The sequence below is a fragment of the Nocardia sp. NPDC059177 genome (assembly GCF_042755165.1).
GTDB lineage: Bacteria > Actinomycetota > Actinomycetes > Mycobacteriales > Mycobacteriaceae > Nocardia.
In genome coordinates this window covers 64,734-83,002 of record NZ_JBHZBX010000013.1, presented here as the reverse complement: position 1 = coordinate 83,002, position 18,269 = coordinate 64,734, and the positions used below count along the sequence as shown (strand labels likewise).

At 71.4% G+C, this 18,269-nt stretch carries 14 protein-coding genes and 1 pseudogene; 12 read left to right on the top strand and 3 right to left on the bottom strand.

The window, feature by feature from the left end:
• Positions 1-54: 54 nt before the first annotated feature.
• Positions 55-1,434, bottom strand: coding sequence for a DUF349 domain-containing protein (locus ACFXK0_RS17950; protein ID WP_379411502.1), 1,380 nt, complete (start codon positions 1,432-1,434; stop codon positions 55-57).
• Between the two features lie 264 nt (positions 1,435-1,698).
• Here ACFXK0_RS17950 and ACFXK0_RS17945 point away from each other — a divergent pair, with 264 nt between their 5' ends.
• From ACFXK0_RS17945 to ACFXK0_RS17915, 7 genes and pseudogenes are all read left to right on the top strand, one after another.
• The gene (locus tag ACFXK0_RS17945; protein ID WP_379411501.1) at positions 1,699-2,472 is read left to right on the top strand and encodes a hypothetical protein; all 774 of its coding nucleotides are present in this window, start codon (positions 1,699-1,701) and stop codon (positions 2,470-2,472) included.
• A complete protein-coding gene (gene miaA / locus ACFXK0_RS17940) occupies positions 2,469-3,416 on the top strand; it encodes a tRNA (adenosine(37)-N6)-dimethylallyltransferase MiaA (protein WP_379411500.1) in 948 nt (315 codons plus the stop codon). Before ACFXK0_RS17945 ends, miaA begins: the two co-directional genes overlap by 4 nt.
• Before the next feature lie 8 nt (positions 3,417-3,424).
• On the top strand, positions 3,425-4,249 hold the full coding sequence (locus ACFXK0_RS17935; protein WP_379411498.1) for a TrmH family RNA methyltransferase: 825 nt from the start codon (positions 3,425-3,427) through the stop codon (positions 4,247-4,249).
• A gap of 44 nt (positions 4,250-4,293) precedes the next feature.
• The gene (gene dapF / locus ACFXK0_RS17930) at positions 4,294-5,184 is read left to right on the top strand and encodes a diaminopimelate epimerase (RefSeq protein ID WP_379411604.1); all 891 of its coding nucleotides are present in this window, start codon (positions 4,294-4,296) and stop codon (positions 5,182-5,184) included.
• Between the two features lie 160 nt (positions 5,185-5,344).
• Positions 5,345-6,775, top strand: coding sequence for a GTPase HflX (gene hflX, locus ACFXK0_RS17925; RefSeq protein WP_379411603.1), 1,431 nt, complete (start codon positions 5,345-5,347; stop codon positions 6,773-6,775).
• Between the two features lie 97 nt (positions 6,776-6,872).
• The gene (locus ACFXK0_RS17920) at positions 6,873-7,775 is read left to right on the top strand and encodes a lysophospholipid acyltransferase family protein (protein WP_379411496.1); all 903 of its coding nucleotides are present in this window, start codon (positions 6,873-6,875) and stop codon (positions 7,773-7,775) included.
• Positions 7,776-7,836: 61 nt separating this feature from the next.
• Positions 7,837-8,186 (top strand): annotated as a pseudogene (locus ACFXK0_RS17915) (pirin family protein); the annotation flags it as partial.
• Here the strand turns inward: ACFXK0_RS17915 and lexA are convergent.
• Positions 8,183-8,899, bottom strand: coding sequence for a transcriptional repressor LexA (gene lexA / locus ACFXK0_RS17910; protein WP_379411495.1), 717 nt, complete (start codon positions 8,897-8,899; stop codon positions 8,183-8,185). The pseudogene ACFXK0_RS17915 and the gene lexA overlap by 4 nt on opposite strands.
• Before the next feature lie 232 nt (positions 8,900-9,131).
• On the opposite strand from lexA, the gene ACFXK0_RS17905 reads away from it, so the two are divergent.
• The 3 genes from ACFXK0_RS17905 to nrdR all read left to right on the top strand — a co-directional run bounded on the left by ACFXK0_RS17905 (position 9,132) and on the right by nrdR (position 11,711).
• A complete protein-coding gene (locus tag ACFXK0_RS17905) occupies positions 9,132-9,812 on the top strand; it encodes a hypothetical protein (RefSeq protein WP_379411493.1) in 681 nt (226 codons plus the stop codon).
• A 210-nt stretch (positions 9,813-10,022) separates the two neighbouring features.
• A complete protein-coding gene (locus ACFXK0_RS17900) occupies positions 10,023-11,192 on the top strand; it encodes a hypothetical protein (protein WP_379411491.1) in 1,170 nt (389 codons plus the stop codon).
• 51 nt (positions 11,193-11,243) lie between these two features.
• Positions 11,244-11,711, top strand: a complete 468-nt coding sequence (gene nrdR, locus ACFXK0_RS17895; RefSeq protein ID WP_379411490.1) for a transcriptional regulator NrdR — start codon at positions 11,244-11,246, stop codon at positions 11,709-11,711.
• Between the two features lie 6 nt (positions 11,712-11,717).
• On the opposite strand, the gene hrpA is transcribed toward nrdR, so the two are convergent.
• On the bottom strand, positions 11,718-16,028 hold the full coding sequence (hrpA, locus tag ACFXK0_RS17890; protein WP_379411489.1) for an ATP-dependent RNA helicase HrpA: 4,311 nt from the start codon (positions 16,026-16,028) through the stop codon (positions 11,718-11,720).
• Positions 16,029-16,208: 180 nt separating this feature from the next.
• Between hrpA and ACFXK0_RS17885 the strand changes: the two genes are divergently transcribed.
• Together ACFXK0_RS17885 and ACFXK0_RS17880 are read left to right on the top strand one after the other, a co-directional pair.
• A complete protein-coding gene (locus tag ACFXK0_RS17885) occupies positions 16,209-16,850 on the top strand; it encodes a Pr6Pr family membrane protein (RefSeq protein ID WP_379411487.1) in 642 nt (213 codons plus the stop codon).
• A gap of 55 nt (positions 16,851-16,905) precedes the next feature.
• Positions 16,906-18,129 (top strand): aspartate aminotransferase family protein, encoded by a 1,224-nt coding sequence (locus ACFXK0_RS17880; RefSeq protein ID WP_379411486.1) that lies wholly within the window; start codon positions 16,906-16,908, stop codon positions 18,127-18,129.
• Positions 18,130-18,269 lie beyond the last annotated feature (140 nt).

Here is an 18,269-nt window from a genome sequence, read left to right as displayed (position 1 = left end):
CGAAGAAACCCCCAGCCCTCGACGGGTGCTGGGGGTTTCGTCGTTCTGTGTCCGTCAGCGGTTACTGACGGCGCCTTCAGCTGCGTCGGCCCACTCGCGCCACTGCTTGGCCTGTTCGAGGGCCTTCTCCGCGTCGCGCTTCTTGCCCGCCGCGGTGGCCTTGGCGGCCTGCTCCTCGAACTGGGCGACCCGCTCGCGGAACTGCGCGGCCCTGGCCACGGCTTCCGGGTCGGTGCGGCGCCACTGCTGATCGGCGGCGTCGCGCACCCGCTTCTCGATGGTCCGCAGCTTGCCTTCCAGCTCCTGCATGCGCTCGCGCGGCACCTTGCCGATGGCGTCCCACTTGTCCTGCAGTTCGCGCAGCGCGTTGCGGGCGGCGTCGAGCCCGGCGGCCGGGTCGATGTGCTCGTAGGCGCGCAGCAGTTCCAGCTTGGCGGTGGCGTTGTGCTCGAACTCCGCGTCGCGCTCGGAGACGGCGGCGTTGCGGGCGGCGAAGAACACGTCCTGGGCGCTCTTGAAACGGCGCCACAGTGCCTCGTCGGCCTCGCGTGGCGCGCGGCCCGCGGCCTTCCACTCGGTGAGCAGATCGCGGAACACCGCGGCGGTACCGGTCCAGTCGGTGGAGCCGGAGAGTTCTTCGGCGCGCACGCACAGCTCTTCCTTGCGCGTCTTGGCCGAGGCGCGTTCGCGGTCGAGTTCGGCGAAGTGGGCGCCGCGGCGGCGGTTGAACGCCTCCCTGGCCTTGGAGTAGCGCTTCCACAGCGCGTCGTCGACCTTGCGATCGACACCGCGGATGGACTTCCACTCGTCGAGGATCTCGCGCAGCCGGTCGCCCGCGTGCTTCCACTGGGTGGATTCGGCGGCGATCTGCTCGGCCTCGGCGGCGAGGGCTTCCTTGCGCTCGGTGTGCTCGTGCCTGGCGCGTTCCTTCTCCTCCTTGGCGTGCGCGGCGGCTTCCTCGGAGTGCTCGGTGATGGCCTGCAGGCGGGTCGCGAGGCCGTCGATGTCACCGATGACGGCCGCGGTCGGCAACGTCTCGGCGATCGCCACGGCGGCGGCCTTGGTCTTGCGGGCATCGGCGCCCGCGGCCAGCCGCGCTTCGAGCAGCGCCACCTCGGTGGCGAGGTCGTCGAAGCGGCGGCCGAAGTGCTCGAGCCCCTCGGCGGCGTCGCCGGCCTGCCAGGAGCCGATGATCCGTTCGCCGTCGGCGGTCTTGACCCAGGCGGTGCCGTCCTCGTCGACGCGGCCCCACTTGCTGGGGTCGGTCACGGTCGGCACGACCATCGCGTGCGGATGCGGTTGATCCGGACCCGGCGCCGGTTTCACGGCGTGCGGCTTCGGCGGACGCGGGGACTTCCCGCCGGGCTTGGGGGTACCGGACGGTCGCGGGCCCGGCCCGGGGGTGGGCTTCGCGGTTCCGTTGCTGTCGGTCATTGCTCTCCGTCCCTGCCGCGCGTCACGGCTGCCTGGTTACGCCCTAGCACATCCCATTGAACCCGGTTCGAGCCGAGGAAACCATCGATCCGGGTGATCGGATGCCGGATTTCCTGGGATTTCGTCCCGGACGACGTGGGTAGTCGCACGTGAAAACACTAGCAATCTCGGCGGGTATCACCGCGCCGGACACTCGCAGACCGCCGCCGGGGTCGCGGTGCGCCGGATGCGGGGCCCGTCGCACGCTCCGGCTACGGTTACCGCGTGTTCTCGATAGCGGCCCTGGTCCCGTCGCCGCCGATGCTGGTGCCCGAACTGTGCGGGCGGCCACCGGCTCCCGGCGGCGATCCCGACGATCCGGTCGCGGTGCTGCGCGCCGCTGCCCTCGCGGCCGCGGGCGCGCTGGCCGCCGCCGCCGACCGCTGGACGGTGCTCGGTGTCGGCGCGCGGGCGGAGAACTTCGATCCGGGGACCGTCGGGACGTTCCGTGGCTTCGGCGCCGACGTCGTCGTCGGGCTGGGGCCGGGCACGCGAGCGGCCGGGCCGGCAGACGCTCAGCTTCCGCTGCCGGTGCTGGTCGCCGGATGGTTGCGGGAACAGGTGTCCCCGGCGATCTCGGTGCGTGCGCGGCTGCTCGCCGACGACACCGCGCCCGCGCAGTGCGTGCGCGCCGGCGCGGTACTGCGGGCCGAACTCGACGCAGATCCGGTGCCGCACGCGGTCCTCGTCGTCGCCGACGGCGCCGCGACGTTGACCGTCGGGGCGCCCGGCTACCTCGACGAGCGTGCCGCCCCGGCCCAGGCCGCCCTCGACACCGCCCTGCGCGCCGGTTCCCGCGCCGGGCTGGCCGCCCTCGACCCGGAGTTGTCCGCGCAACTGCTGCTCGACGGCCGCGCCGCCTACCAGGCGCTGGGTGGGCTGTTCGCCGCCGACCCGGCCGATCCGCTGGTACGTACCCTCTACCAGGGCGCACCCTTCGGTGTCGGCTACGACGTGAGCGTGTGGCAGCCGAACGGACAGGAGGGCACCGGCCAGTGACCAGCAGGCACGGTCGCCCCATCGCGGTCGTCGGCCCCACCGCGACCGGAAAATCCGATCTGGCCCTCGACCTGGCCGAACGCCTCGGCGGCGAGATCGTCAATATCGACGCGATGCAGCTCTACCGCGGCATGGACATCGGCACCGCGAAGCTGCCGCCGGAGCAGCGCCGCGGCATCGCGCACCATCTGCTCGACGTCCTGGACGTCACCGAGACCGCGACCGTCGCCGCCTACCAGAGCGCGGCCACCACCGTGATCGAGGAACTGCTGGCGCGTGGCCGGGTGCCGGTGATCGTCGGCGGCTCGATGATGTACGTGCAGGCGCTGCTGGACCAGTGGGACTTCCCCGCCACCGATCCGCAGGTGCGGGCCCGCTGGGAGGCGCTGCTCGCCGAGGGCGGCGTGGCGGCTGTGCACGCGGCCCTGCGGGCAGCCGACCCGGCCGCCGCCGACACCATCCTGCCCACCGACGGCAGGCGGATGGTGCGCGCGCTCGAGGTGGTCGAGCTGACCGGCAAGCCGTTCGCCGCCTCGGCCCCCACGATCGGCGCCCCGCGCTGGGACACCCGGATCCTGGGCGTCGACCGGGAGACCGCCGCCCTGGACGCACGCATCGAGGTCCGCACCGACCTCATGTTCGACAGTGGTCTGGTCGAGGAGGTCCACGCGCTGCTCGCGCACGGCTTGCGCGAGGGCCAGACCGCCCGCCGTGCCATCGGCTACGCCCAGGTACTGGCCCACCTCGACGGCGAATACGATCTCGCCCACGCCCGCGAGCGCACCCTGATCGGCACCCGCCGGTACGTGCGCAGGCAGCGGTCGTGGTTCCGTCGCGATCCCCGGGTGACCTGGGTCGACGGCGCCGACCCCGAGCTGGCCGCGACCGCGCTGGCACTGCTCGACTCGCCCCGAACAGCACAGACAGGACGGACCGCGCAGTGAGCCGACGAGTGAGCACCCGCAATGCCTCGGTGCAGGTGTGGCAGGCCTACCTCAACAACCGCACGAAACGTCATCGTGACGGCAGGTTCCTCGTGCAGGGCGTGCGCCCGATCACCCAGGCCATCGACAACGGCTGGCCGCTCGAGACCCTGCTGTACCGGTTGGGCACCCCTGACCTGTCCAGCTGGGCGCGCGAGGTACTCGACACCTCCGAGGTGCCGCAGGTCGGGCTGGTGCCCGAGCTGATGGCCGAACTGGGGGAGAAGTCGGCGAGTATTCCGGAGATCGTCGCGGTCGCGGTCTCGCGCCAGCTCGATCCGGCCGAGTTCGCGCCGGGCGAACCGGGGGAGGACGCGCCGGTGGTCGTGGTGTTCGACCGGCCGAACTCGCCCGGCAACCTGGGCACCCTGATCCGCTCCGCCGACGCCTTCGGCGCGTCCGGGGTCATCGTCACCGGCCACGGCGCCGACCAGTACGACCCGCAGGCCGTGCGCGCCTCCACCGGCTCGCTGTTCTCGGTCCCGGTGCTGCGCGCCGCCGGACCGGCCCAGGTCCTGGAATTCCGGGACCGCCAGATCGCGCGCGGCATCCCCACCCGGATCGTCGGCACCGACGAGGCCGCGCCGAGCACCATCTACGACTACGACTTCACCGAGGCGACCATCCTGGTGGTCGGCAACGAGACCACCGGCATGAGCGCGGCCTGGGCCGAGGCGTGTGACGACCTGGTGACCATCCCGATGGGCGGTACCGCCAGCTCGCTGGGCGCGCCCTCGGCGGGCGCGATCGGGCTCTACGAGATCGCCCGGCAGCGGCGCACCTTCGCCCGGTAACGGCCGCACCGAACCCGCAGAGGAGAATGACGGCTGTGTCCGACATCGAATTCAGCAAGGGCCACGGCACCCAGAACGACTTCGTGGTGCTGCCCGACCCGCAGGTCCGCCTCGACCTGACCGCCGGCCGCGTCACCGCCCTGTGCGATCGGCAGCGCGGGCTGGGCGCCGACGGCGTGCTGCGGGTCGCGAAGGCCGGCGCGCTGGTGTCGGCGGGCGTGCTCGACGCGCTGCCCACCGGGGTGGGCGGCGAGGACTGGTTCATGGACTACCGCAATGCCGACGGCTCGATCGCCGAGATGTGCGGCAACGGCGTGCGGGTGTTCGCGCACTACCTCAGCGCCACCGGGCTCGCGACCGGCACCGAATACGTCGTGGGCAGCCGGGCCGGCGCCCGCCCGGTGGTGGTGCACGCGGCCGGTGCGGTCGACGGTGAGGTCACCGTGGACATGGGCGAGGTCCGCGAACTCGGCCCGTCCACCGCGACGCTGGGCGGCAGGCCGCTGTCCGGGATCGGCATCGATGTCGGCAATCCGCACCTGGCCTGCGTCGACGCCGGGCTGACCGCCGAGGCGCTGGCCGGTCTCGACCTCACCCTCTCGCCCGGATTCGACCCCGACCTGTTCCCGCACGGGGTCAATGTCGAGATCCTCACCGCGCTCGGTCCGGACGACGCCGTCGACATGCGCGTCTACGAGCGCGGCGTCGGCGAGACCCGCTCGTGTGGCACCGGCACCGTCGCCGCGGCCGCTGCCGCGCTCACCGCGGCAGGCCGCTCGATCGGTGCGGGCAGCGGCGAGGTCGTGGTGCGCGTACCGGGCGGCCAGGTGCGGGTGACCGTCACCGACGGACACGCCTGGCTGCGCGGCCCCTCGGTGCTGCTGGCCATCGGCACGCTGTCGCGGGACTGGTGGGACGCGCAGCAGCGCCGATAACCGGATGCGCCCGGTCACCGAGACGTGGCAGCATGGAGGGCGTATGACGAAACCAGAAACACCCACAGACACCACGGCCGAGCGCACCGGCACGGCCGATCCCGGCGTCACCGCCGACCGCGGCGACGTCGACGACGCGCTCGCCAGGCACGCGGCGCGCATGCAGCGTCCCGGCTGGGCGCCCGAACCCACCGTCGGCGAGATGCAGCTCGACGAGCGCTCCTCGCTGCGCCGCGTCGCCGGGCTGTCCACCGAACTCGCCGACATCACCGAGGTCGAGTACCGCCAGCTGCGCCTCGAGCGGGTCGTGCTGGTCGGTGTGTGGACCACCGGCAGCGCCGCGCAGGCCGAGGCGAGCATGGTCGAACTGGCCGCGCTCGCCGAGACCGCGGGCTCGGAGGTTCTCGAAGGCTTGATCCAGCGTCGCGACAAGCCCGACCCGGCCACCTACATCGGCTCCGGCAAGGCCGAGGAACTGCGCACCGTGGTCCTCGACAGCGGCGCCGACACCGTGATCTGCGACGGCGAGCTCACTCCGGCCCAGCTCACCGCGCTGGAGAAGGTCGTCAAGGTCAAGGTCATCGACCGCACCGCGCTGATCCTCGACATCTTCGCCCAGCACGCCACCTCCCGCGAGGGCAAGGCCCAGGTCGCGCTGGCGCAGATGGAATACATGCTGCCCCGGCTGCGCGGCTGGGGTGAGTCGATGTCACGGCAGGCCGGTGGCCGGGCGGGCAGCAACGGTGGCGTCGGTCTGCGTGGTCCCGGTGAGACCAAGATCGAGACCGACCGCCGCCGCATCCGCGAGCGGATGGCCAAGCTGCGCCGCGAGATCCGCGAGATGAAGACCGCCCGCGACACCATGCGCGCGCGCCGCAGCGCCAGCGGGGTGCCCGCGGTGGCGATCGTCGGCTACACCAACGCGGGCAAGTCCAGCCTGATGAACGCGCTCACCGGCGCCGGGCTGCTGGTGCAGGACGCGCTGTTCGCCACCCTGGACCCGACCACCCGCCGCGCCGCCCTCGACGACGGCCGCGAAATGGTCTTCACCGACACCGTCGGATTCGTGCGCCACCTGCCGACCCAGCTGGTCGAGGCGTTCCGTTCCACGCTCGAGGAGGTGACCGGCGCCGATCTGCTGCTGCACGTCGTCGACGGTTCCGACCCGCTGCCACTCGAGCAGATCAAGGCCGTGCGCGAGGTGATCACCGATGTGATCAAGGAGCAGGGCACCGCCGCGCCACCCGAGCTGCTGGTGGTCAACAAGATCGACGCGGCCGACCCGAACGAGCTCACCCGGCTGCGCGGCATGCTCACCGACGCCGCATTCGTCTCCGCGCACACCGGCGCCGGGATCGAGGAGTTGCGCGAGCGGCTGTCCGAGGTGCTCGGCGGGCTCGACGCCGACATCACGGTCCTGCTGCCCTACAGCCGCGGTGACCTGCTCGCCCGCATCCACGCCGACGGCCGTATCATCTCCTCCGACCACGAGGAAGGCGGGACCCGGGTCCGTGCTCGCGTGCCGCACGCCCTCGCGGCGGCGCTGTCCGAGTACGCGCACTCCGGTCCTGCCGCACCGGCACTCAGCTGATCTTTTTCGCTGATTTGCCCGCTGGTAGCGGCCAAATGCCGATGCGACACAGCGTATTTCGGAAGCTATGGTCGAAAGTCGACAGCAGGAGGGTGTTATGTCGAACGACCATCAGGGTCAGGGAATGGTGAACGAGAACGGGACAGGACGGGCCGGGCAGGGCGGCCGGATCCTCTCCGACGGGGCGCCGCTGCGGCCGGCGCCGAGCGAATGGGAGATCCGGGCGTTCGAGGCGGTCTTCGCGCCGCTGCGGGCCTGGACGAGCCCGCGCTTCTTCGGTCTGGAGAACATTCCGGCCGACGGGCCGGTGCTGATCGTGGCCAACCACAATCTGCTCGGCGGCCTGGACGCGCCGCTGCTGATGCCCGCGGTGCTGCGCTCGCGCGGCCGGCTGGTGCGTGGGCTGGCCGAGCATGTGCTGATGCAGCCGGGCCTGCGCGCCATCCTGCACCGTTTCGGTGCGGTGCGCGGTACCCGGTCCAACTGCCTGGCCCTGCTCGAACAGGGTGAGGCCGTGGTGGTGTTCCCCGGCGGCGGGCGCGAGGCGATCCGGCGCAAGGGCGAGAAGTACGTGCTCAAGTGGGAGGGCCGCACCGGCTTCGCGCGGATGGCGATCCAGGCCGGGGTGCCGATCGTGCCGCTGGCGATGATCGGCATCGACGACGCCTACGACATCGTCTTCGACGGTCAGCATCCGGTGATGCGGCCGCTGCGCTGGACCTGCGACCTGCTCGGCATCAACCCCGAGCTGAACCCGCCGCTGGTCAAGGGCATCGGGCCGACCCCGATCCCGCGCCCCGAACGGTTCTACTTCTCCGCGGGCACACCCATCGACCCCACGCCGTGGCTCGAGGCCGAAGATGTCGACGGTGCCGCCGCCGACCTGCGCGATGTGGTCCGCAAGAGCCTGGAGGAGGAGCTCCAGTTCCTGTTCACCGAACGGGACCGTGACTCCGGCCGCAGCCTGACCGGACGCCTGCGCGCCGCGCTGCCCTGGTGATCCACACCGCCTGATCCCGGCGGCGCGGAATGCCCGCGCCGCCGCGGGGGTTACCCGCTGTCAGGATTCGTCGGGGCATTCCGGCGTCATCCGTCCCGGGCTCGCCCAGCGGATGAGCGCGGGCACCGGCATCCGGCATTCCGAACGCAACGGCGCGGGGTACCGGGAGACCGAGCGGCTGCACGTGGTGCAGATGTGGATTCCACCGGATACCGCCGGGGTGGCGCCCAGCTACCAGGAACTCGACATCGACGGCGAACTCGCCCGCAATGCCCTGGTGCCGGTGGCCTCGGGGATGTGCTCGACCAGGGCGATGCCGTGCGCCTGACGGCGACCGGCGGCCACCGCGTGACCGCCGTGACCGCCGCCGAACTGCTGATCTGGGAGATGGACGCGAGCGTGCGCCGCTAGATCTTGCGGATGACCGTGACGACCTTGCCGAGGATCTGCGCGTCGTTGCCCGGGATCGGCTCGAAGTGCGGGTTGTGCGGCATCAGCCAGACATCCTTGCCCGCGCGTTTGAACGTCTTCACCGTGGCTTCGCCGTCGATCATGGCGGCCACGATGTCGCCGCCCTCGGCGACGTTCTGCTGGCGCACCACGACCCAGTCGCCGTCGCAGATGGCCGCGTCGACCATCGACTGCCCGACGACCTTGAGCAGGAACAGTGATCCGTCGCCGACCAGCTCGCGCGGCAGCGGGAAGACCTCTTCCACGGCCTGCTCGGCCAGGATCGGGCCGCCGGCGGCGATCCGGCCCAGGACCGGGACGAAGGTCGGGGTGGGGCGGCTCGGATCGGCCTCGTCGGGCTGCTCGGCCGGCAGCGTCGTCACCGAGCGGACCGCCTCGTCGAGCCCGCGGACGTTCACCGCGCGTGGACGATTCGGGTCGCGGCGCAGGTAGCCCTTGCGTTCGAGCGCGCGCAGCTGGTGGGCCACCGACGAGGTGGAGGTGAGCCCGACCGCGTCGCCGATCTCGCGGATGCTGGGCGGATAGCCACGTTCGGTCACCGAGGTGCGGATGACATCGAGGACCGTGCGTTGACGCACGGTGAGATCCGCACCGGATCCCGATGTGACGGTGCCGGTAGCGCTTTCGTCACCCGTGTCGTCTGTGTGGGTCACCGTTATCCCGCCCTTTCCCTGGTCGAATTCGCTCTTCCGAGGCTAGTCGGGCCACGCCGAACTATCAAACATCTGTTCGAGCATGTCGGGCGTTTCGTGCTGACATAGACGTCGGTACGTGGTAGAAATCGAACATCAGTTCGTCGCACACATGTTCGAACCGCGGCAGGCGAAGTGGCCTCACCAGCGGTTTCCTTCAGCAGCGGAGCACACCACCCCGGAGGTACTTCCGATGAGCACAGCGACCGGCGCCCTGCGTTCCCACGACCGAGCCGGTACCGGCGAGCCGGTGCTCCGGCGCCGCCGGACCACACGCGCCCCACGGCCTTTCACGCTGCTGCGCGGTGCGGCCCGGCCCCGGCTCGACAGTCCTCGAGTGCCGGTCGCGGCCCTGCCGGACGCCGTCGAGCAGGCCGGGGCGGCGAGCGTGTCACCCGAGCCGCGCGGCGTCCTGGTTCGCACCGCCGCGCCGGCCGATCGCCGGATCGAGCTGCCGCCCGCCGAGCTCGTCCGCACCGAGCGGCGCAGCCGGATCTTCGACCTCACCGACGCCGAGGTCGATCTCGCCTTCGCCACGGTGCCGCGCTCGGAGCCGCCGGCCCGTCCGGTGGCGCGGCCCATCCGGGTCGACCGGGTGACCGGACCGCGCAGTGAACTCGCGCTCTACACGCGCGGCCGGGTGCCGGCCCGCCCGGCGCGCGGCGCGCACCCGCTGCGCCGGGTCGAACGGGCGCAGCGGGGGTTCGCCGCACTGGCGGTGACCGCATTGGCGACGGCGCTGATCGTCGTCGCCTTCCTCGGGCTCGCGCATCTGCGTGCGGGCAGCTTCGGTGATCGCGTCGAGGTCCCCGTCCCGTCGATCTCGGAGCCCGCCGACCTGCCGTCCAGGGGGCTTACGCCCGGGCTGCCCTGATGTGGAACCGGCTGCACCGTAGGGGTTTCCCGCCGGTAGGCCAGACGGTTCAAGATCACTGTCTCAGACGAAAATCACGCCAGAACTAGAACACGTTGCTAGCGTGACCCGCATCGTGAACCGGGGAACGACCGCCCTGGTCGAAGCCGGATGCGAGGTCTCGTGCGCCGCTGTTCGATCGCTCTTCTGCTCTGTGTTCTCCTCGGCGCCGTGCTCGCGCCCACCGCGCACGCGCGCACCAGCTACGCCGGCTACCTCGACCTCCCAGCACTCAATGCCGACGGGGAATTCGGCGGTGGCCTGCACCCGGAGCTGCCACTGTCTGAGGAACCGCTGCGGACCGCGCTCGACGCGGCGCGGGCCGACGGCATCGCACCCACCCGCTACGCGACCCTGCTGCACCAGTACTGGCTCGTCGTCGCCACCGGCAACGCGCAGATCGACCTGGCCGGCTGGGAGCCGTATCGCGGTGTCGCGGCCAACACCGCCACCTTCACCCAGGTGTATGTCAACTACTTCCGCATCGCCGCCGCGCACCCCGACTTCTACTGGGCGGGCCTGGCGGGCATCGCGGGCGGCTCGTTCGCCTCGGGCTTCTTCGATGTCGGCGATATCGCCGGGGTGCTCTCGGTGGCGGGCATCCACGAACTGGGTTCGGTCGCGGCCGACATCCTGCGCGCCGTCCCGCCCGAGCTGCTCGCCGAGGTGCCCGCCGACATCACCGGCCTGGCGCAACTCGGCCCGCGTCTGACCGCCGCGGACATGGCCTGGTACCAGACCCGGCTGATGATCATGCAGAAACACATCTTCACCGACCTGGTGCCGATGCACGAGGCCTACATCGCCGAGGGGATGGCCGGCATCGACAAGATGGCCGCGGCCGGTCTGCTCGACGACGGCATCCACACCGCCTGGGCCGGCATCGACAGCGGCACCACCGCCGGTCGCACCGACGCGCTGATCCGGATGACCGATCGCGAACAGAACCACATCGTCGCCGACCAGTGGGACGTGACCGCCGCCGGACGCGACGGCATGGGCCGGGTCCTCACCTACGTCACCACCGTAGCGGGCAAACCGGCCGTGCCCGGCACCCGGGCCCCCGGCGTCTACGCCCCGGTCGCCGTCGGCGCGCCCGGCAGCACGCTCGGACTGCGAATGCCGCTGCCCGCCTTCAACTGGGCCGACCGCGCCGACCGCTGGGCCTACATCACCGCCGACCTCGTGCCCCGCCATCTCGACCTGGTCACCGACCCTGCGCGCGCGGTCTCGGTGTACCGCGAACCCTTCGCCGCCAAGCTCGATCGGGGCCGGATGATCGCCCGGTTACCGGAGATCATCACGGACTTGACCACGCAGTGGCAGCTCGTGCGGTCCTGACCGGTATCCTGTCAAGAGCCATGGAGTGCGCATCGACGAAGGAACCCTCGGATGCATTGCCCGTATTGCCGACACCCTGACTCGCGAGTGGTCGACTCGCGCGAAGTCGAGGAGGGCACGGCCATCCGCCGCCGTCGATCCTGCCCGGCCTGCGCTCGCCGGTTCACCACCGTCGAGACCGCGATCCTGTCGGTGGTCAAGCGCAGTGGTGTCACCGAGCCGTTCAGCCGCGAGAAGGTGATCGTCGGTGTGCGCCGCGCCTGCCAGGGCCGCGAAGTCGACGACGACGCGCTGAACCTGCTGGCCCAGCAGGTCGAGGACGCGGTGCGCGCCAAGGGTTCTCCCGAGGTGCCCAGTCACGAGGTCGGCCTGGCCATCCTCGGCCCGCTGCGCGATCTCGACGAGGTGGCCTACTTGCGGTTCGCCTCGGTGTACCGATCCTTCACCAGCGCCGCCGATTTCGAACGCGAGATCACCGAGATGCGGGCCGCCCGCGCCGCGGCCGCGGTCGCCGACTGACCCACCTCAGCGCCGGATCGCGCCGATCGCCTTCTCGATCCGCTTGGCCGACACCGGATACGGCGTGCCCAGCTTCTGCGCGAACAGGCTGACCCGCAATTCCTCGATCATCCACCAGATCTCGGTGACATCGCGCGCGTGCCTGCGCCCCTCGGGCAGGCTCCGGACCAGCTTGTCGTAGGCGGCCAGCATCCGGTCCACCTCGACCATGCCGTGGCGGTCGCGCACCGCCGAACCCGGCAGCGATTCCAGGCGCTGGGCCGCGGCGAGCAGGTAGCGCGGCAGCTCGCGCAGCCGGGCCCGGCCCCATTCGGCCACGAAACCGGGGAACAGCAGGTCGTCGAGCTGCTGGCGGACGTCCTCGGCGATATCGGTCTCGGTGGTCTCGGCCAGCGCGGCGCGGGCCCGATGCGCCGCCGACAGTACCGGCGCGACGGTGCGGATCAGGGTGCCGACGGCCCCGGCGAGTTGCGGGCGCACGGTGGCCACGAGCTTGTCGAACTCCGCGGGATCGCGCACGGGCCCGCCGGCCTTCGCGATCAGTTCGTCGGCGGCGGCCACCCGGCAGTCCTCGACCAGCTTGTCCAGTGACCCGTCCGGGTTCTGGCTCAGGGCGAGCCGGTCGGCGGCGGGGAGCCCGGCGGTGACCGCGCGCGTGGAGGTGGGAATCGCGGCCAGCAGCAGGGTGCGCACGCCGGCGCGCATCGCCGCGGCCTGTTCCCCGGGGGAACTCAGCACGCGCACCGCGACGCCGTCGCCCTCGGGCACCAGCGCCGGATAGCCGGTCACGGTCTGCCCGGCCACCTCGCGGCGCACCGTCGGCGCGACCGAACCGAGCGACTCGGAGGTCCACACCGTGGCCGGCGCGCGCTCGGCACCGGCGGTGGCGCGGGCGACCGAGGCCGAGACCTGTTCGGCCAGTCGCGCTTTCAGCTGGGCGAGGTTCTTGCTCTTGGCCAGCACGGTCCCGCGCTGATCGACTGCGGCGAAGGTCATCCGCAGGTGATCCGGCAGCGCGGTGGGCGAGAGATCCTCGGCGGTGACGGTGACCGAACCCAGCCGCGACAGTTCACGCGCGAGTCCGGTGCGCAGCGGTTCGGCGCGCGGGGTCAGCCCGCGCAGGGCCGCGGCCGCGAAATCGGGGGCGGGCACGACCGCGCGACGTAGGTTCTTGGGCAGGGTCTTGATGAACGCGGCGGCGAGTTCCTCGCGCATGCCGGGCACCAGCCAGTCGAAGCCGACCGCGCGCACGTGGGCGAGCTGTTCGACCGGGACGCGGACGGTCACGCCGTCGTCGTCGCGGCCCGGTTCGAACTGGTAGGTCAGTGGGAAGCTGAGCTCGCCCTGGCGCCAGGCGTCCGGGAAATCGGTGGGGTCCAGCGCGGCGGCGCCCGCGTTGACCACGGTGTCGGTCGAGAAGTCCAGCAGCCCAGCGTCTGTGCGCTCGGCCTTGCGCCACCAGCTGTCGAAGTGGCGCACCGAGACGATGTCGGCGGGGACGCGCTGGTCGTAGAACTCGAAGAGCACTTCGTCGTCGACGAGGATGTCGCGGCGGCGGGCCCGGTGCTCGAGGTCAGCGACATCGTCGATCAGGGCGCGGTTGCGGGCGAAGAAGCCGTGGCGGGTCTGCCACTCGCCCTGGACAAGGGCGTGACGGAGGAACAGTTCGCGGGAGAGCTCGGGATCGATGCGGCCGTAGTCGACCGGTCGGCCCGTCACCAGCGGCACGCCGTAGAGCGTGGCCCGCTCGTAGGCGCGGGCCGCGCCCCGCTTGGACGACCAATGCGGTTCGGAATAGGTGCGTTTCACCAGATCGCCCGCGAGCCGCTCGGCCCACTCGGGTTCCACCTTCGCCGCGATCCGGCCCCACAGCCGGGACGTCTCCACCAGCTCGGCGGCCATCACCCAGCGCGGCGGCTTCTTGGCCAGCGACGAACCGGGGAAGATCATGAACTTGGCATTGCGCGCGCCCAGGAACTCGCGCGATTCGGCTTCCCGCACACCGATATGCGAGAGCATGCCGGCCAGCAGCGACTGATGGATCTGCGCACTGGGCCACGGCATGGCCGCCTCGGCATCGGCCGCCGCCGATTCCGTGGACGCGCGCACGGTTCCCGCCGGGGCCTTTCGGCGTGCACCGTGGTCGTGCGATCCGGTGGGCGAATCGGCCGATCCGCGTTCGGGTTTCGCCGCCGGCCTGGTTCGGGCGGTGGCCGCGGTCCCGGACCCACCGGTGGATCGCGTGGCCGATGCCGGCTGGCCGGCCCGCTGTCCGCGTCCGCGCCGAGCGCGCCCCGGGGACTGCGCAGGCCCGGCTTCCGTCGCGGCATCGCCGGCGCCCGGTTCCCGCTGGTCGCGTGCCCGGCCGCGTCGCCCCGGGTTCCTCCCGGTGCCGGTGTCGTCGCCGGAGTCGGATCGCGACGACGTGCCGGCGTCGTTCCAGCCGAGCCCCCGGGTGATTGTGCGCAGCTGACCGTGCAGGTCCTGCCATTCGCGGATGCGCAGGTAGTGCAGGAACTCCTCGCGGCACATGCGCCGGAACTGGTTGGACGACAACGACTTGCGCTGCTCGGTGAGGTAGTCCCACAGGCGCAGGTAGGCCAGGAAATCCGAGCCGTCGACGGTGAAGCGGGCATGCTGGGTGTCGGCGGCCTGCTGCTGCTCGACCGGCCGTTCGCGCACGTCCTGGATCGACAGCGCGGCCACGATCACCAGCACCTCGTCGAGGCAGCCGTTGCGGTGCGCCTCGACCAGCATGCGCGCCATGCGCGGGTCCACCGGCAGCTGCGCCATCTCGCGCCCGATCGGGGTGAGCGTGAGATGCCCGCCCGAATGCGCCTCACCGTCCACGGCTTTCGCGCTGCCGTGCGCCAGCGCGCCGAGTTCCTCGAGCAGCGCGATGCCGTCGCGGATCGCCCGGCGGTCCGGCGCCTCCACGAACGGGAAGCTCTCGATGTCGCCGAGGCCGAGCGCGGTCATCTGCAGGATGACCGCGGCCAGATTGGTGCGCAGGATCTCGGGTTCGGTGAACGCGGGCCGCGACTCGAAATCGTCCTCGGAGTACAGCCGGATGGCGATGCCGTCGGCCACGCGGCCACAGCGGCCGGAACGCTGCCGCGCCGAGGCCTGCGAGACCGGTTCGATCGGCAGCCGCTGCACCTTGGTCCGCATCGAATAGCGCGAGATCCGGGCGGTGCCCGGATCGACGACATAGCGGATGCCGGGCACGGTCAGCGAGGTCTCGGCGACATTGGTGGCCAGCACCACCCGGCGACCGGTGTGCGGGGTGAACACCTTGTGCTGCTCGGCGGCCGAGAGCCGCGCGTACAGCGGCACCACCTCGGTGCGGGGCAGGCGCAGATCCCGCAGCGCGTCGGCGGTGTCGCGGATCTCGCGTTCGCCGGACAGGAACACCAGCACGTCACCGTCGCCCTCGGCGAACAACTCGGTGACGGCGTCGGCGACGGCATCGGTCGGATCGCGATCGACGACACGGGCGTCCTCGTCGTCGGCATCGGATCCGGGCAGTTCCAGCGACAGCGGCCGGTAACGCAACTCCACCGGATAGGACCGGCCCGACACCTCCACGATCGGGGCCGCGGTGCCCTCGGCGTCGGCGAAGTGGCGGGCGAACAACTCCGGATCGATGGTCGCCGAGGTGATGATCACCTTCAGATCGGGACGCTTGGGCAGCAGCTGTTTCAGATAGCCGAGCAGGAAGTCGATATTGAGGCTGCGCTCGTGCGCCTCGTCGATGATGATCGTGTCGTAGCGGCGCAACATCCGGTCGCGCTGGATCTCGGCGAGCAGGATGCCGTCGGTCATCAGCTTGACCAGTGTGCGATCCGACGCCTGATCGGTGAACCGGACGGTGTAGCCGACCACATCGCCCAGTTCGGTGCCGAGCTCGTCGGCGATGCGTTCGGCGACGGTGCGCGCGGCCAGCCTGCGCGGCTGGGTGTGGCCGATGGTGCCGCGGACGCCGCGGCCCAGCTCCAGACAGATCTTCGGGATCTGCGTGGTCTTGCCCGAGCCGGTCTCGCCCGCCACGATCACCACCTGGTGCGCGGCGATGGCGGCGGCGATATCGTCGCGGCGCGCCGAGACCGGCAGTTGTTCCGGGTAGGTGATCCGCGGAACCGCCGCGCGGCGATTGGCCACGCGGGTCGCGGCGGCGGCGATCTCGGCCTCGAGGGCGGGTAGGTCATCGGGGCGCGCACGGTCGAGCTTGCGCTGGAGCCGGTGTTCGTCGCGCAGCGAGACCTCCGCCAGGCGGGTGCGCAGCGCGCGGGTACCGGTGCTAGCTGTCCTGGTCATTGCATCTGTCAGCCTAGCGAAGCCCGCCACCGGTTTTTCCGCCGTGCTGCCCGGGGGCCGGATCGGCGAGACCGACGACACACCACAGGGAGCACATGTCGTGTTCCGCGTGCCGCGACGCGGCGGGTCGCCGGGGCTGATGTCGGCTGCCGGGCGGGGTTCGCGTGCGACGATCCGGGGATGAGCGCAGCGACGGGCACGGCGTGGTGGATCAGGGTGTACCGGGTCGGGTTCGCGATCCTGGGTGTGGTCGCGCTGCTGTGGATCCCGCTGCGCAATCTCGATTCGGCGACCTTCTCCCTTGCCAACTATCTGAGCTATTTCACCATCGAGTCGAACATTCTCGCCGTGCTCGTACTGCTGGTCGGCGGGGTGCTCGCGCCGCAGGGTCCGCGCTGGCAGCTCGTGCGCGGCGCGGTGACGCTGTACATGCTGATCACGATGGTGGTGTACGCGGTGCTGCTGGCGAATGTCGATGTGATGCTCACCGACAGGTGGATCAACGATGTGCTGCATCGCATCCTGCCGCTGGTGCTGTTGCTGGACTGGCTGCTGGTCGCCATGCCACGCCGGCCGCGCACCGGCCCCGCGCTGATCGGCCAGTGGCTGGCGTTTCCGCTCGTCTACGGCGTGTACAGCCTGATCCGGGGGCCCATCGTCGACTGGTACCCGTATCCGTTCCTCGATCCCCGCGAGCAGGGATATGTGTCGCTGGCGATCGGGTTGGTGGTGCTCACCGTGGTGTTCGTCGTACTGGCGGTCGCCATGGCCGCGCTGGGTGATCTGCCCGCTCGATGGCGTGCGCGGCGGTCCGCGGACTGAGACGCGCGGGTGCGTCCGCGCGCGTACCCGCGCTGGTTCGGGTAAGTGTGGAGCCATGAATGCGCTCTGGCATGGATTCGCCGATATGGGTGCCGTCGACCGCGACGGCGCGTTCGTCGTGGCGCGCGGTGACGGCGCCTACGTCTACGACACCGCGGGCACGCGATACCTCGACGCCACCGCGGGGCTGTGGTTCGCCAATGTCGGGCACGGTCGCGCCGAGATCGCCGACGCGGTCGCCGCGCAGCTGCGCACCATCGCCCACTACTCCAACTTCGGCGACCTCACCGAGCCGCCGGTCCAGGAACTGGCCGAGAAGCTGTCATCGATCGCGCCGATCCCCGGCAGCAAGATCTTCTTCACCTCCGGTGGCTCGGACTCGGTGGAGACCGCCGCCAAACTGGCCCGCCGGTACTGGTACGAACAGGGCCGCACCGACAAGAAGATCCTGGTCGGGCGCCGCCTGGCCTATCACGGCATGCACTACGCGAGCACCGCGCTGGGCGGGCTGGCGCCCAATATCGAGGGCTACGGCGAACTGGTCGCCGATACCCGCACGGTGGAGTGGGACGACGCGAAGTCGCTGCTGGCCCTGATCGAGGAGGTCGGCGCCGAGCAGATCGCCGCGTTCTTCTGCGAGCCGATCATCGGTGCGGGCGGGGTGTACCTGCCGCCGGCGGGCTACCTCGCCGAGGTCCGCCAGATCTGCCGCGACCACGACATCCTGTTCGTGGCCGACGAGGTCGTCACCGGTTTCGGCCGCATCGGCGGCTCCTGGTTCGCCTCGACCCGCTTCGATCTGCGCCCCGACCTGATGACCACCGCCAAGGGCCTCACCTCCGGGTACGTGCCGATGGGCGCGGTGTTCGTCGCCCCGCACCTGGCCGAACCGTTCTTCGGCGGTGGTGTCTGGTTCCGGCACGGCTACACCTACGGCGGTCACGCGGGCGCCGCCGCGGCCGCCCTGGCCAATCTCGCCATCGTCGAACGCGAGGGCCTGCTCGAAGAGGCCGCCCGGCTCGAACAGACCCTGCACGTCGCGCTGGCCCCGCTGGCCGACCACCCGCGGGTCAGCGAGATCCGCAGCGGTCTCGGCGCCGTCGCCGCCGTCCAGCTCGCCGACCCCGCCGAGGGCCCCGCCCTGGTCAAAGCCCTGCGCGCGCAAGGCATCTCCGGCCGGGCCGCAGGCGGCGGCGCCATGCAGATCTCCCCGTCGTTCGTCATGACCGACGCCCAGGTCGCCGAACTCGCCGCCGGTTTCGCCCGCGCCCTCGGCTGAGCTCCACCGCCGCGCGCCGGGTCGGTGACCGCCGCGTGAACCCAGCTGAGCCGGTGCCGTCTGTGTCGCCGGCCCGGTCGCCGTCCGCCTCGGGGTGGCGTTCGGCGAGTCGGGCCGGCCCAGTGGGTGCCACGCAGCTA

Bases quoted from the DNA above. Each gene is read 5' to 3' on its own strand.
- hrpA (WP_379411489.1), bottom strand. From the start codon at position 16,028: ATGACCAGGACAGCTAGCACCGGTACCCGCGCGCTGCGCACCCGCCTG.
- ACFXK0_RS17920 (WP_379411496.1), top strand. From the start codon at position 6,873: ATGTCGAACGACCATCAGGGTCAGGGAATGGTGAACGAGAACGGGACA.
- ACFXK0_RS17950 (WP_379411502.1), bottom strand. From the start codon at position 1,434: ATGACCGACAGCAACGGAACCGCGAAGCCCACCCCCGGGCCGGGCCCG.
- hflX (WP_379411603.1), top strand. From the start codon at position 5,345: ATGCAGCGTCCCGGCTGGGCGCCCGAACCCACCGTCGGCGAGATGCAG.
- nrdR (WP_379411490.1), top strand. From the start codon at position 11,244: ATGCATTGCCCGTATTGCCGACACCCTGACTCGCGAGTGGTCGACTCG.
- ACFXK0_RS17905 (WP_379411493.1), top strand. From the start codon at position 9,132: ATGAGCACAGCGACCGGCGCCCTGCGTTCCCACGACCGAGCCGGTACC.
- ACFXK0_RS17880 (WP_379411486.1), top strand. From the start codon at position 16,906: ATGAATGCGCTCTGGCATGGATTCGCCGATATGGGTGCCGTCGACCGC.
- ACFXK0_RS17885 (WP_379411487.1), top strand. From the start codon at position 16,209: ATGAGCGCAGCGACGGGCACGGCGTGGTGGATCAGGGTGTACCGGGTC.